At 65.5% G+C, this 12,366-nt stretch carries 13 protein-coding genes; 7 read left to right on the forward strand and 6 right to left on the reverse strand.

Going from position 1 to position 12,366, the window contains the following annotated elements:
* Positions 1–12: 12 nt before the first annotated feature.
* Positions 13–348, reverse strand: a complete 336-nt coding sequence (locus BZL41_RS27275; protein WP_095602165.1) for a four-helix bundle copper-binding protein — start codon at positions 346–348, stop codon at positions 13–15.
* A gap of 147 nt (positions 349–495) precedes the next feature.
* On the opposite strand from BZL41_RS27275, the gene BZL41_RS27280 reads away from it, so the two are divergent.
* The 7 genes from BZL41_RS27280 to BZL41_RS27305 all read left to right on the forward strand — a co-directional run bounded on the left by BZL41_RS27280 (position 496) and on the right by BZL41_RS27305 (position 7,449).
* Positions 496–909 carry a MarR family winged helix-turn-helix transcriptional regulator gene (locus BZL41_RS27280; RefSeq protein WP_095602166.1) on the forward strand — a complete coding sequence of 138 codons (414 nt, stop codon included), beginning with the start codon at positions 496–498 and terminating at the stop codon, positions 907–909.
* 80 nt (positions 910–989) lie between these two features.
* On the forward strand, positions 990–2,198 hold the full coding sequence (locus BZL41_RS27285) for an MFS transporter (RefSeq protein ID WP_095602167.1): 1,209 nt from the start codon (positions 990–992) through the stop codon (positions 2,196–2,198).
* The gene (locus tag BZL41_RS29255; RefSeq protein WP_256578262.1) at positions 2,195–2,320 is read left to right on the forward strand and encodes a hypothetical protein; all 126 of its coding nucleotides are present in this window, start codon (positions 2,195–2,197) and stop codon (positions 2,318–2,320) included. The genes BZL41_RS27285 and BZL41_RS29255 overlap by 4 nt, the downstream gene beginning before the upstream one ends.
* Before the next feature lie 105 nt (positions 2,321–2,425).
* Positions 2,426–3,457 (forward strand): DUF2167 domain-containing protein, encoded by a 1,032-nt coding sequence (locus BZL41_RS27290; protein ID WP_095602168.1) that lies wholly within the window; start codon positions 2,426–2,428, stop codon positions 3,455–3,457.
* Positions 3,458–3,627: 170 nt separating this feature from the next.
* Positions 3,628–4,557, forward strand: coding sequence for a triacylglycerol lipase (locus BZL41_RS27295; protein WP_095602169.1), 930 nt, complete (start codon positions 3,628–3,630; stop codon positions 4,555–4,557).
* A gap of 42 nt (positions 4,558–4,599) precedes the next feature.
* Positions 4,600–5,628 (forward strand): lipase secretion chaperone, encoded by a 1,029-nt coding sequence (locus BZL41_RS27300; RefSeq protein WP_095602170.1) that lies wholly within the window; start codon positions 4,600–4,602, stop codon positions 5,626–5,628.
* A gap of 18 nt (positions 5,629–5,646) precedes the next feature.
* Positions 5,647–7,449: a hybrid sensor histidine kinase/response regulator gene (locus BZL41_RS27305; RefSeq protein WP_095602171.1), complete on the forward strand. Its 1,803-nt coding sequence runs from the start codon at positions 5,647–5,649 to the stop codon at positions 7,447–7,449.
* On the opposite strand, the gene BZL41_RS27310 is transcribed toward BZL41_RS27305, so the two are convergent.
* The 5 genes from BZL41_RS27310 to BZL41_RS27330 all read right to left on the reverse strand — a co-directional run bounded on the left by BZL41_RS27310 (position 7,418) and on the right by BZL41_RS27330 (position 12,271).
* Complete coding sequence (locus BZL41_RS27310; protein ID WP_095602172.1) at positions 7,418–8,035, reverse strand: response regulator; 618 nt, start codon at positions 8,033–8,035, stop codon at positions 7,418–7,420. The genes BZL41_RS27305 and BZL41_RS27310 overlap by 32 nt on opposite strands.
* Positions 8,036–8,102: 67 nt before the next feature.
* Positions 8,103–9,392: an outer membrane protein transport protein gene (locus BZL41_RS27315; RefSeq protein ID WP_095602173.1), complete on the reverse strand. Its 1,290-nt coding sequence runs from the start codon at positions 9,390–9,392 to the stop codon at positions 8,103–8,105.
* Between the two features lie 159 nt (positions 9,393–9,551).
* The gene (locus BZL41_RS27320; RefSeq protein ID WP_095602174.1) at positions 9,552–10,031 is read right to left on the reverse strand and encodes a hypothetical protein; all 480 of its coding nucleotides are present in this window, start codon (positions 10,029–10,031) and stop codon (positions 9,552–9,554) included.
* Positions 10,032–10,284: 253 nt separating this feature from the next.
* Positions 10,285–11,139: a sulfurtransferase gene (locus tag BZL41_RS27325; protein WP_095602175.1), complete on the reverse strand. Its 855-nt coding sequence runs from the start codon at positions 11,137–11,139 to the stop codon at positions 10,285–10,287.
* Between the two features lie 70 nt (positions 11,140–11,209).
* The gene (locus tag BZL41_RS27330) at positions 11,210–12,271 is read right to left on the reverse strand and encodes an SMP-30/gluconolactonase/LRE family protein (RefSeq protein WP_095602176.1); all 1,062 of its coding nucleotides are present in this window, start codon (positions 12,269–12,271) and stop codon (positions 11,210–11,212) included.
* Between the last annotated feature and the right edge of the window lie 95 nt (positions 12,272–12,366).

Here is a 12,366-nt window from a genome sequence, read left to right on the forward strand (position 1 = left end):
GCCTGGCGGGACTCAAGCCGCCCTCGACATCGACTCGCACTCTTCGGCACACCGCTCGCACGCCTGGGCGCACTGCTGGCAGTGCTCGTGCAGGTGCTTGGCGCATTCCTGGCCGCAGGCACGGCAGGCGATGGCACAGAGGCGGCAGATCTCATCCACCAGGGCGCTCTCGCGACACATCAGGCGCGAGGCGAGGCGGCACATATCGGCGCAGTCGCGGTCCAGTCGTATGCAGGTCACCAAGTCCTTGATCATGGCCTCCTGGAGGCAGGCGGCGGCGCAGTGTTCGCAGGCCACGGCGCAGGCGTTGCAGGCTTGGATGCAGGATGCGTAGCGTTGAGTGCTCATGAATTCTCCTCCGTGGATTTCGGCATAAGGGGTTGACCCGAGTCCGCCGGCGGGGTTCTCGGCAATGGACGGATGGGGATGTGGTAAACCCTGTTCCACTTTGGTCGCGGTTGACGCATAGGCAAATGCGGGTATATACACGCATTCATGTTGCCGACCCAATGTCTCTGTACCAAGCTGCGCCGCGCCGCGCGCAACGTCACCAAACGCTATGACGATGCCCTCGAAGGCGCCGGCCTCAAGGCTGCCCAGTATTCGTTGCTGCGCCATCTGGAGCGGCTGGACAAGCCCTGCATCACGAATCTGGCCGAGGCCATGGGCCTCGACCGCAGCACCCTCGGGCGCAACCTGCGGGTATTGGAGAGCGAAGGGCTGATCCGTCTCGGTGCGTGCAGCGACCAGCGCAATCGCGTGGTGCTGATGACCGACGAGGGCAGGGCGCGCCTGCAACAGGCCCGCGAAGCCTGGGAAGTCGTGCAGGCGGAGCTGGCCGAGCGCCTTGGCGCGGAAAAGCGTGCGGCGCTGATGGCGCTGCTGGAAGAGTTGGAAACCCTGGATTGACCGGAGCGCCGCAGCACGCGGCGCCGTATAAGCCCGTCGCGGTCTGCCGGCAGACCGGGAGCGGCAATAAGGAGAGTGCGATGAACGCTGTCTGGCGTGCGAGTGTCTGGGTGCTGCTGGGTGGGTCCCTGATCCTCGCCCTGTCGCTGGGAATCCGCCATGGCTTCGGCTTGTTCCTCCCGCCGATGAGCGCGGAGTTCGGTTGGGGGCGCGAAGTGTTCGCCTTCGCCATTGCCTTGCAAAACCTGATCTGGGGCCTGACCCAGCCTTTCACCGGCGCCCTGGCCGACCGCCTGGGTGCGATGCGTGTCGTGGTGGTCGGCGGGGTGCTCTACGGGCTGGGGTTGTTGCTGATGGGGTTCGCCGATTCGCCCTGGTCGCTGTCGCTGAGTGCCGGGTTGCTGATCGGTTTCGGTCTGTCCGGGACCACCTTCTCGATCATCCTCGGGGCGGTGGGTCGCGCGCTGCCGCCGGAGAAACGCAGCATGGGCATGGGAATCGCCGCGGCGGCCGGCTCGTTCGGCCAGTTCATCATGCTACCGGGGACCCTGGGGCTGATCGGCTGGCTCGGCTGGTCCTCGGCGCTGATCGCCCTCGGCCTGCTGGTGGCGCTGATCGTTCCCCTGGCGGCCATGCTGCGTGACCGGCCGCTGCCGGTGCAGGCCCATGAACAGAGCCTCGGCGAGGCGCTGCGCGAGGCTTCCAGCCACAGTGGGTTCTGGTTGCTGGCGCTGGGCTTCTTCGTCTGCGGCTTCCAGGTGGTGTTCATCGGTGTCCACCTGCCGGCCTATCTGGTGGACCAGCACCTGCCGGCGCAGGTGGGGACCACGGTCCTGGCACTGGTGGGGCTGTTCAACATCTTTGGCACCTACATCGCCGGTTGGCTCGGCGGGCGGATGTCCAAGCCGCGCCTGCTGACCGGCCTCTATCTGGTGCGCGCGGTGGTCATCGCGGCATTCATCATGGCGCCGCTGACCGTCTGGAGCGCCTATGCTTTCGGTATCGCCATGGGCCTGCTGTGGCTTTCGACGGTTCCGCTGACCAACGGCACCGTGGCCACGCTGTTCGGCGTACGCAACCTGTCCATGCTGGGCGGCATCGTCTTCCTGTTCCACCAGATCGGCGCTTTCCTCGGCGGATGGCTGGGCGGCTACCTGTACGACCACACCGGCAGCTACGACTTGGTCTGGCAACTATCCATCCTGCTCAGCCTGATGGCCGCCGCGCTTAACTGGCCGGTGCGCGAACGGCCGGTGGCGCGCCTGCAAGCGGCAGGTAACGCGGCATGAAAGCCGGCCATCTGTGGCTGGCCAGCGTGCTGGTGCTGGGTGTGGCCCTGCTGACGCTGGCCTGGTGGGGCTGGCGCCACAGCGGTTTGGCGTTGTTGCAGCTGGGGCTGGGGAGCTGTTGAGGTAGTCGCTGATAGAAGCGTGAGCTATTTTGCAAAATGTTTCCGCGCTGGTGGGTGGCCTTTTGCTAGACTAGCCGCCTTTATCCCTACCCTTAGGAAGTTCCCATGATCAAGGAATTGATCCTGGCCAGTCTGTTGGCCGTCAGCGTTTCCCCTGTGTTTGCCGATACCGCCGCCGAAGAGCCTCAGGAAAACCACGAGGAAATTCTCGTCGACGCCGATGAGGCAGCCGCCGAAGAGGCGGAATACCCCAGCCCCGAAGAGTTCCTCGCCAGCCTGAAGTTCCAGCAGGGCAAGATCGTCATCGGCGATAACCTGGCGACCCTCGACGTCTCCGACCGCTTCGTGTTCCTCGATGGCCCGGATGCCGAGCGCGTTCTGGTCGAGGCATGGGGCAACCCGCCGAGCGATACGCTGCCGCTGGGCATGATCCTGCCGGCCGGCATTTCCCCATTCGCCGAGGAATCCTGGGCCGTCACCGTCGAATACGAGGAAAGTGGCTACGTCTCCGACGAAGACGCCGCCGACATCGACTACGACGAAATGCTCGAAGGCATGAAAGAAGACACCGTGGCCGATAACACCTGGCGCAGCGAGAACGGCTACGAAAGCGTCGAGCTGGTCGGCTGGGCCGCCAAGCCGCACTACGATGCCGCCGGCAAGAAACTGCACTGGGCCAAGGAGCTCAAGTTCGGCGAGGCCGAGGAAAACACCCTCAACTACAACATCCGCGTGCTGGGCCGCAAAGGCGTGCTGGTGCTGAACTTCATCGCCAACATGAACCAACTGCCGGACATCGAGCGTAACCTGCCGGAAGTCCTGGCCATGACCGAGTTCAACCAGGGCAGCCGTTACGCCGACTTCAACCCCGACCTCGACGAAGTCGCCGCCTACGGTCTGGGCGCACTGATCGCCGGCAAGGTCGCCGCCAAGACCGGCCTGCTGGCCATGCTTCTGATCCTGCTGAAGAAGTTCTGGATTGTGCCCGTCGCCATCGGCGGCTGGGTCATGTCCCGTCTGCGCGGCAAGAAAAGCGAGCCGGCACCGGTCGTGACGCCGAAAGAACCCGAGCCGGTGCAGCCCAGCACGCCCGCGCAGAGCGTGATGGACCTGAACAAGGATGAGCCGAAGGCTTGATGCGCCGAGGCTGTCGCTGAAAGGAAAGGCCGGACTTCATGTCCGGCCTTTTCGTTTGTATCCCTTCACCCATCTGGGCGATAGGTCGGGGAAGGGTGCTTCCCTAGACTGCCTCCACGCCCGGATGCCGTTCCCCCGGCGTGCCACAACAAAAACAACGGAGGCACTCCATGCGTCGAGTCATTTCCACTGCTTTGGCCACCCTGGCCCTGGCGGGCGCTATCGAAGCGCAAGCCAGCGGATACACCCAGACCAGATATCCCATCGTGCTGGTGCACGGTATTACCGGTTTCGACACCATCGGTGGCTTGGTCAATTACTTCCACACCATTCCCTGGAACCTGGAGCGCGACGGCGCCAAGGTGTATGTCGCCAGTGTGGCCGCGTTCAACGATAGCGAGCAGCGCGGCGCGGCGCTGGCGCAGCAGATCGTGCCCTGGGCGACGGCCAATGGCGGCAAGGTCAACCTGATCGGACACAGCCAGGGCTCGCCGACCTCGCGGGTAGCGGCTTCGCTGCGGCCGGACCTGGTGGCGTCGGTGACTTCCGTCAACGGCGTGAACAAGGGTTCGAAGGTGGCGGATGTGATACGTGGCGCCATTCCGGCGAACGGTGCCATCGAGGGCGGAGCTGCTGCCTTGGCTAATGCATTGGGAGCGATGATCAATCTGCTCTCCGGCAGCAGCAATCCGCAGAACGCCATCGCTGCGCTGGGAACGCTGACGACTGCGGGTACCGCCGCGCTGAATAGCCGTCATCCGTGGGGCGTGAACACCTCCAGCTACTGCGCTAAATCCACCGAAGTGCACAACGTGCGCGGTTATGACATCCGCTACTTCTCCTGGACCGGCAATACCGCCTACACCAACGTGCTGGACGCCGTGGACCCGTTCCTGGCGATCACCGGGCTGGCCTTCGGCAGCGAGAAGAACGATGGTTTGGTGGGCGTCTGTTCCACCTACCTGGGTTCGGTGCTGGGTGACACCTACAACATGAACCACGTGGATGCGATCAACCATCTGTTCGGCCTGCGCGGCTGGACCGATCCGGTCTCGCTGTATCGCCAGCATGCCAATCGCCTGAAGAACAAGGGCGTCTGAGATGACGGAGGGCCCGAGCGGCCCTCCAGCGGAGCGATTCCCATGTTTCCACGATCCTGGTTTCTGGCCAGCGTCGCCCTGGCCCTGGTTTGCGCCGGTGCGGTGCTGTACTGGCAATGGCCGGCGACGCCGGAAGTCGCGACGTCGAGCCGGATGGTCGCCAGCCTCGCGCCGGCGCCGCTTGGCGTCGTACCGCTGCCATCCCGGGCGCAGGACGCGCCGTCCGTGCAACGACCGACGATACCGGCGATGGCGGACACCGAGATCGATGGCGAACTGACGATGGACGCCGCCGGCAACCTGGTGCTGAGTCTGCGGGTACGCGATTACCTCGACTATTTCCTCAGCGCCGCCGAGCGGATCGGGCTGGAGCCTGCGGTAGCGGCTATGGTGGACGATGCCGGCCGGCGTCTGCGCGAGCCGGCGCTCGGGCAGTTTTCCCGGCTGCTGGCCGATTACATGGATTACAAGCGCGCCAGCCTGGCGCTCATGCAGCAGCCGCTGGATTCGTCGCAGAGCCAGCCGCAGGCGCTGGAGGACGCGTTTCAGCGCCTTGCCCGGTTGCGCCGGGAACACATGGACGCTGTCGCGGTGGAGGCATTCTTCGGCGCCGAGGAGGCCTACGCGCGCTACACCCTGGACAGCCTCGCACTGCAGGCCCGCGATGACCTCTCCGGCGAAGATAAGGCGCAGGCCATCGAGGCGTTGCGCGCACAACTGCCGGAGGCCATGCGTGCCAGCGAAGCGCTGGCCGTGCAGGAGGAAAGCGAGCGGCTGTGGCAGGAAGGGGCGAGCGAGGAGCAGGTGCGCGATTTCCTCGCCATGACCTATGATCCGCCCACGGTCGAACGGCTGCTCGCCGAGCAGCGGGCCGAGCGGCTTTGGAAGCAGCGCTATGCGGCGTACCGGAGCGAACTCGCCGGCCTGCGTGGCAACGGACTGAGCGAGGCGGACCGGGAGCGGGAAAGCCGGCTCCTGCGCCAGCGGCTGTTCAGCGCCGATGACCTGCACCGGGTGGAAACCTATGACGCGATTGCCGCCAAACAGGAGCTTGCCGATTCCGGCCATTGATGCGGATGGCCCTCGGTCATGACGGGCGCTGACGAGGCGCCGACGCCGGAGCAGTTGGAGCGGCTTCTGCTGGCCCAGCAGCGCCGGGGGCATGCCAGGCTGCGTTTCGTGCCGACGCTGGAACGGCTGTTCGTCGAACACCGGGTACGTCGACTGCGTCGTCGCCTGCCGCTGATCGCGGCGACCGCGGTGCTGTTCCAACTGATCTACACCTTTCTCGATTTCGCCCTGATGCCGCCAGCGGTTGCCGGCTCGGTGCTGCCGCTACGCCTGCTGGCGCTGGGTGGGCTTGCGGTCGGGTTCTTTTATTGCCGGCGCCCGCACGGTTCCCCCAGGGCGACGCACGCTGTCTATGCCACGGTGTACGCGCTGAACGGCGGTTGCGTTGCGCTGATCGTCCACTTCTGTTGGGCTCAGGGCGTGCCCATGCCGTACGAAGGGTTGTTCCTGATCCTGCTGTTCGGCTACGTGCTGCTCGGTTTGTCTTTCCGGGCGGCGTCCCTCTCGGGCTGGGGATTCTGCGGCCTGTTCCTGCTGCCCAGCCTGTGGTTTCCCGAAACCCGGGCGAGCCTGGCCTATCCAGGGTTGTTCCTGGTCTGTGCCAACCTGATCGGCAGCGTCGGTGCCTACCTGCAGGAGCATGGCCAGCGCAGCGCCTGGCTCAACCTGCGGCTACTGGACCTCGCCCGCTTGCGCGCCGAGGCGGACGATGCGCGCAAGCTGCGTCTGCTCGCCGCAGCCAGCCACGACCTGCGCCAGCCGCTCAATGCCATGGGGCTGTATGCCCAGCACTTGCTCGAGCAGACCCGCGAGCCGCTGACCCGGCAGGTCGGCGAGCGTCTGGTGACCTCGGTGGAGCAGCTCAGCCGCCTGCTGCAATCCTTGCTCGATTTCACCCGTCTGACGCTGCCGGGTGGGGTACAGGCGCGTCCGGAGAGCCTGCCGCTGCACCCTTTGCTGGCGCGGTTGGTGGACGAGGCGCAGGCCGAGATCGAGCAGAGCGATTGTCAGTTGCGCCTGGACTGCGGGGAGCTTTGGGTACGCAGCGATGCGCTGCTGCTGGAGCGCCTGCTGCGCAACCTGCTCAACAATGCGCTACGCCATGCCGGGGCCCGGCACGTCTGGCTGCGGACCGAGGCGCAAGGCGACGAGGTGTTGCTGGAGGTGGGCGACGACGGGCGTGGCCTGGCTGCGGAGGAACAGGAGCTGATCTTCGAAGAGTTCCGTCAGTTGGACAATCCGGGACGCAACACCGAACGCGGGCTGGGGCTCGGCCTGGCCATCGTCCGGCAACTATCGGCGTTGCTTGAGCATCCGTTGCGCCTGGATTCCCGTCCGGGGGAGGGGGCCCGGTTCAGTCTGCGTCTGCCGGCGGTGGCGCCGGGCGCCGAGGTTTCGCGAAGCGCCGCACCAGTCAATGTGCTGGCTGGACGGATTCTGTTGCTGGAAGACGACCCAGCGGGACGCGAGGCGTTGCAAGGGCTGTTGCAACGTTGGGGATGCGAGGTGGAGGTTTGTGCCGATCTGCCGCAAGCCTTGGGCCGCCAGGCCGCTTTTCGGCCACAGGTGCTGATCAGCGATTACCGGTTGGCCGGGGAAGAGGATGGCCTCAAGGCCATCGAACGCTTGCGCGAAGCGGCCGGGCAGATGCTGCCGGCATTGCTGATCAGTGCGGATGTCAGTCCCGAATTGCAGGAGCGCTGCATGCCGGCGCATGTCACCCTGCTGGCCAAGCCCTTGTTGCCGGCCCGCCTGCGCCGGGCACTGGCGTTGCTGCTGCCGGGGGCGGTCACAGCCAGCCGCGCTGCCGCGCCGCACTGACGCAGGCGGTGCGGGTATGCACGTCGAGTTCCTGGAACAGGGCTTTCAGGTGTGTCTTGACGGTGTCTTCGGAGAGCCCCAGGCGACGGCTGATGGCCTTGTTCGGCAGGCCCTCGGCGAGCAGCAGGAGAATTTCCCGTTGCCGGGGCGTCAGATGCGGGCGCTCCGTCGTCTGTGGCATCGGTAGGACTTCGCCGAGCAGGACACGGGTCACCGCCTGGCGCAGGTCTTCGCTATCGGCGCTCTTCGGAATGAACCCCAGTGCGCCGGCCGCCAATGCCGCCTGGGCGTCCTGGTTGGAATCGCTGCCACTGAGAATCGCCACTGGCGTCGGTAGTCCCTGGCGCTGCCAGCGTTGCAGCAGTTCCAGGCCAGGCACGTCGGGCAGGCGCAGGTCGAGGAGGATCAGGTCGAAGCTGCCGTGTTGCAGGCACTGCTCGGCTTCGGCAGCGGTCTGCGCGGTCTGGATGCGCAGGTCCGGACAGAGCGGGCCGAGCGCCAGGGCCAGGCCGTCGAGGAATATCCGGTGGTCATCCACCAGAAGCAGTGAAAGTCGCTCGGGAAGAGCGGTGCATAGCGCGGTCATGGGCGTCTCACGCGGCGTTTTTGTTGTGATTATCGCCGCGCGAGTCTAGCGCATTCGGAATGCAGTGTTAGAAGCGGTAGGTCACTTGCGTACCAATACCATGAGCGCTGTTGCGGTATTCGGCGCTGTAACCCGGCTGGAGCGTGAACGGGCCGATCTGGCCGGAGCTTTCCTGGTTGACCGACGCCTTGCTCTCGCGCAGGTAGGAGTAGGCCACGTCGATGGTTAGATCGTCGCTCGGCGACCAGCCCGCACCCAGGGAGAACACCTTGCGGTTGCCCACCGGGATGCGCACGGTGCGGTCAGCGTTGCTGGTGGGGGAAGCGTCCAGGGCGAAACCGGTGCGCAGGACCCACTGGCGGTTGAGCTGGTAGGCCGCACCGATCGCATAGGACCAGGTATCTTCCCAGTGCATTTCTTCGGTCAGGGTGCTGAACTGGCCGGAAACCAGGGCCGGGATGCCCTCGTTCTCCACCACGATCTTGTCCAGGCGGCTCCAGCGGGTCCAGGTGGCACCGCCGTAAAGGGTCCAGCGGTCGTCCAGCTTGTAGGTGATGGAGGTATCGACCGACTCCGGCGTGGTGAAGTCCAGTTTGGCGTCGTAGCTGCCGTCGAGGCCGAGGAGTGCGGGAGAGTTGCTGACCTTGGTGCGGCCTTCCAGGGTGTAGTCGACCTTGGAATGGTAGGTCAGGCCCCAGGTGGTGCGGTCGTTGATGTCGACCAGCACGCCGATGTTGTAGCCGAGCGCGGTGTCGTCGCCCTTGATGTTCAGCTTGGTGTCGCCGTTGCCGCCGTTCAGGGCGTTGGTGGCGAGCATGTTGGTGAGCTTGCCGTCGATCCTGTTGATCGTCGGGCCGAAACCGACCGATACGCGGTCGTTGATCTGGTAGCTCAGGGTTGGTTGCAGCGTGACCACCTGCACCTTGCTGTAGAGCCCCTTGTAGCGCCCCTGGAAGCTCTTTTCGTAATCGCTGATGAGGGCGAAAGGCGCGTACACGCCGATACCGAAGTGCCAGTCGTCGTTCAGCGGGGTGGCGAAATAGCCGAACGGCACGCTGGCGAAGGGCACCATGTCACCGTCGTTGGTGCCGCTGGCGCTGCTGGACGCATCGTCGATCTCGACCTTGGCCTTGATCGCCGCCAGGCCGCCGCTAACCTCGCTGCGCTTGAGCTTGGACAGGCCTGCCGGGTTGCCATAGAGGGTGCTGGCGTCCTGCGCGGAAGAGGAGCGCCCGGCAAACGCGGTGCCCATGCCGCTGACGCTTTGCTCGTTGATTGCGATGCCGTTGGCCAGGGTCTGTGTGGAAAGGGCAGTAAGGGCCAGGGCGATGGAGGTCTTGAGACAGACTTTTCTCATTGTTGGGGTAACTCCGTGCACGTGGGGCGGGGGGACGGCACGCTACCCGATTTGACCAACATTGCCAAGCTGGAGGCCGCGGAATAGAGCGGTTTGTAGGACAATCCGACACTCTGGCGAGAGGTCATTTCCTGATCGTTTGGATGGTTTTTAAGGCGGTCAGGCGACCTGACTGAGCGCACCTATCCAGCGGGTCCATGCCGCGATGAAATCGCCGGATTTGCCTTGCGGTTGGAACACCTGGCGCCAGATGTTCGCCAAGCCGGACAGGTCGTCGGCGGCAGGGAGGCTGCTGATTTCCGCCTCCACCAGCAGCCAGGCGATGGCGGTGGCGTAGCGCAGGTTCACGGTGAGTTCCAGATGAGGGGCAGCGAGAAAGGCATGCTGGCTGGCCAAGCCGCGCACCAGGCTGGCGAGGTCCGGGTCCTTGGCCAGGTACAGGTCCCAGAGCCGCTGGTGGCGGGCCTCGTCGATGCGGTAGAGGCCATGGCCCTGGCGATCGTCGAGGGCTGCGCCGAGCGCGGATTGGCTGGCGGCCACTCCCAGCAGCAGGGCTTCGGCGGAGACGGATGGGCGCCCCAGGTAGAGCAGGGTAGGGCGGATAACGTGCTTGCACAGTTCGCTTGCGGCAATACCCATGACAGCCCTCGCGACATCGATGGCCGGCGGGGGCCTGGGCGCTTGGCAGCTTCTCGTTCTGTGAGGGCCCCGCCGGGAGCGAACTTAGCCGCTCGATTTGAAGTGTAGTGCGATAAGTTGGCTGTAAAGGGCTGTTTTTAAATCATTTCCACACATTGGTTATGAGCCATATGCCGTTCGGTAGTAAGCCGTGGCAGACAGGGCGCCGGGCAACGGAGCGCCATAGGGCTCGCATCCGGGTGTGCGGAATGACTCAGTTGCCGGTCGCCACCGGGCGCCCAGGATCGGTGATCCATTCGCTCCAGGACCCGGCGTAGAGCGGTGCGAGGGGATAGCCGGCGAGGCAGAGGGCGAACAGGTTGTGGCAGGCGGTGACGCCGGAGCCGCAGTAGGCCACCAGCCGTTCCGGGGAGCGGCCCTCGAGCAATGCCGCGAAGCGCTGGCGCAACTGGTCGGCCGGCAGGAAGCGGCCATCGCTGCCCAGGTTGTCGGTGAATGCTGCGCAGCGCGCGCCGGGAATATGGCCGGCTACCGGGTCGATCGGCTCCACCTCGCCGCGGAAACGGGGCAGGGCACGGGCGTCCAGCAGGGCCAGTTGCGGGTCGTCCAGGCGCTGCCGAAGGGTTGTGGCATCCACCACCAGGGCCGGGTCGGGCTGTCCTTCGAAATGCCCCTGGCGTACGGCTGGCGTCTCGGTGGTGAGGGGAAGGTCGGCCTCGCGCCAGGCTTTGAGCCCGCCATCGAGCAAGAAGACGCCGTCGCGCTTGCCGAGCCAGGCCAGCAGCCACCAGGCCCGCGCGGCAAAGGCGCCGGGGCCGTCGTCATAGAGCACCACTTGGCTGTCGCTATCCAGGCCGCAATCGCGGAGGCGTTGCAGCAGTTGTGCGGGGGCGGGCAGCGGGTGGCGTCCGGTCACACCTTTTTCCACCGGGCCGGACAGGTCCCGCTCCAGATCGACGAACTGGGCGCCGGGAAGATGCCCTTCGGCATAGCTGCGCTGGCCGTAGGACGGATCTTCCAGGGCGAAGCGGCAATCCAGAATCACCAGGCCGGGTTGGTCGAGGCGGTCGGCCAGTTGCTGCGGGCTGAGCAGTTGTGCGAGGGGCATGCGGACTCTCCTGTCGTCGGTCGGGCAGTGGACAGCATAGCGACGCCGGCAGTGGGCCGGCGTCGGCGAATCAATGGATCTTCAGCTTACCGATACGGTCGTTTTCCAGGCTGCCGAGATAGAGGTAGTCGCCCACCGGCTTGGCCGAGGTGATCAGGCGCAGATGGCTGCCGCTGGTGTCGTGCAGGCTGCGGACGATCTTGCCGTTCTCGTCGAGGGCGATGACCAGTCCGTAGGCTACGGCTTTCGGCCAGAGCGCGCGCGGCAGCTTGGCCAGTTGTGCTTTCAGCCAGGGGTTGCGGTGAAGGAAGTCCGCGTCGCTCTTGCGAGGGCTGGGCAGTGCCACCCAGAAAGTACCGGCGCGATCGCCCTGGAGGTTGTCCGGCAGGCCCGGCAGGTTGTCGATGAATACATCGTGCTGGCCTGCTTTATCGCCTTTCAGCCAGTAGCGGGTGATGCGGTAGCGGTAGGTTTCGTTGACCAGCACGAAGTCTTCGTTAGCCGAGAGCGCGACGCCGTTGGCGAAGTACAGGCCGTCGAGCAGGACCTCGGTGGCGCCGCTGGCAGGGTCATGGCGCAGCAGGCGCCCGTGGGGGCGGGCTTCGAGCAAGTCCAGCAGGTAATCGGGTTGTTCGAATTTCGAAGAAGCGTCGGTGAAGTAGATGCGCCCGTCGCTGGCGATATCGAGATCGTCAGTGAAGCGGAAGGGGACGCCGCCGGCTTCGGTGGCGAGCACCTTGATCTGTCCTTGCGGGTCGATGCTGAGCAGGCCCTTGTAGGCATCGGCCAGGATCAGGTTGCCGGCGCCGTCGAAGTCCATGCCCAGCGGGCGGCCGCCGGTTTCGACGAAGGTCTCCACCGTGCCGTCGGTGCCGATGCGCACCACCCGGCCATCGTGCAGACCGGCGTAGACCCGGCCTTCGGCATCCACGGCGGTGTCTTCGGGGCCGTGGATCTGCCCCTGGCCGAGCAGTTCGGCCTTCATCAGGGTGTCGTTGGGCTCCAGGACGCCAGTCATGGCAGGCGCCGTGGGTGCCTCCCAGGCCAATGGGTCGATGGGACTGGGGGTGATGGCAAGATAGAGCGCGGCGGCGGCGATCAACACGGCGACGAGGCCCAGGAGCTTCTTCATGGCATTCCCTTAGCGTGAGAAAAAACGCCGCAGCATAGGGGGGCGGCGGGCCCCTCGGCAAGCCACGAATACCCGCCGACCATCCGGGTCGATAT

Source organism: Pseudomonas sp. PIC25 (genome assembly GCF_002286785.1).
Taxonomy (GTDB): Bacteria; Pseudomonadota; Gammaproteobacteria; order Pseudomonadales; family Pseudomonadaceae; genus Pseudomonas_M.

What these genes read in the sequence shown, in the direction of transcription:
- BZL41_RS27285 (WP_095602167.1), top strand. Translation starts at nt 990, where the DNA reads ATGAACGCTGTCTGGCGTGCGAGTGTCTGGGTGCTGCTGGGTGGGTCC.
- BZL41_RS27275 (WP_095602165.1), bottom strand. Translation starts at nt 348, where the DNA reads ATGAGCACTCAACGCTACGCATCCTGCATCCAAGCCTGCAACGCCTGC.
- BZL41_RS29255 (WP_256578262.1), top strand. Translation starts at nt 2,195, where the DNA reads ATGAAAGCCGGCCATCTGTGGCTGGCCAGCGTGCTGGTGCTGGGTGTG.
- BZL41_RS27295 (WP_095602169.1), top strand. Translation starts at nt 3,628, where the DNA reads ATGCGTCGAGTCATTTCCACTGCTTTGGCCACCCTGGCCCTGGCGGGC.
- BZL41_RS27305 (WP_095602171.1), top strand. Translation starts at nt 5,647, where the DNA reads ATGACGGGCGCTGACGAGGCGCCGACGCCGGAGCAGTTGGAGCGGCTT.
- BZL41_RS27300 (WP_095602170.1), top strand. Translation starts at nt 4,600, where the DNA reads ATGTTTCCACGATCCTGGTTTCTGGCCAGCGTCGCCCTGGCCCTGGTT.
- BZL41_RS27315 (WP_095602173.1), bottom strand. Translation starts at nt 9,392, where the DNA reads ATGAGAAAAGTCTGTCTCAAGACCTCCATCGCCCTGGCCCTTACTGCC.
- BZL41_RS27310 (WP_095602172.1), bottom strand. Translation starts at nt 8,035, where the DNA reads ATGACCGCGCTATGCACCGCTCTTCCCGAGCGACTTTCACTGCTTCTG.
- BZL41_RS27320 (WP_095602174.1), bottom strand. Translation starts at nt 10,031, where the DNA reads ATGGGTATTGCCGCAAGCGAACTGTGCAAGCACGTTATCCGCCCTACC.
- BZL41_RS27330 (WP_095602176.1), bottom strand. Translation starts at nt 12,271, where the DNA reads ATGAAGAAGCTCCTGGGCCTCGTCGCCGTGTTGATCGCCGCCGCCGCG.
- BZL41_RS27325 (WP_095602175.1), bottom strand. Translation starts at nt 11,139, where the DNA reads ATGCCCCTCGCACAACTGCTCAGCCCGCAGCAACTGGCCGACCGCCTC.
- BZL41_RS27280 (WP_095602166.1), top strand. Translation starts at nt 496, where the DNA reads ATGTTGCCGACCCAATGTCTCTGTACCAAGCTGCGCCGCGCCGCGCGC.
- BZL41_RS27290 (WP_095602168.1), top strand. Translation starts at nt 2,426, where the DNA reads ATGATCAAGGAATTGATCCTGGCCAGTCTGTTGGCCGTCAGCGTTTCC.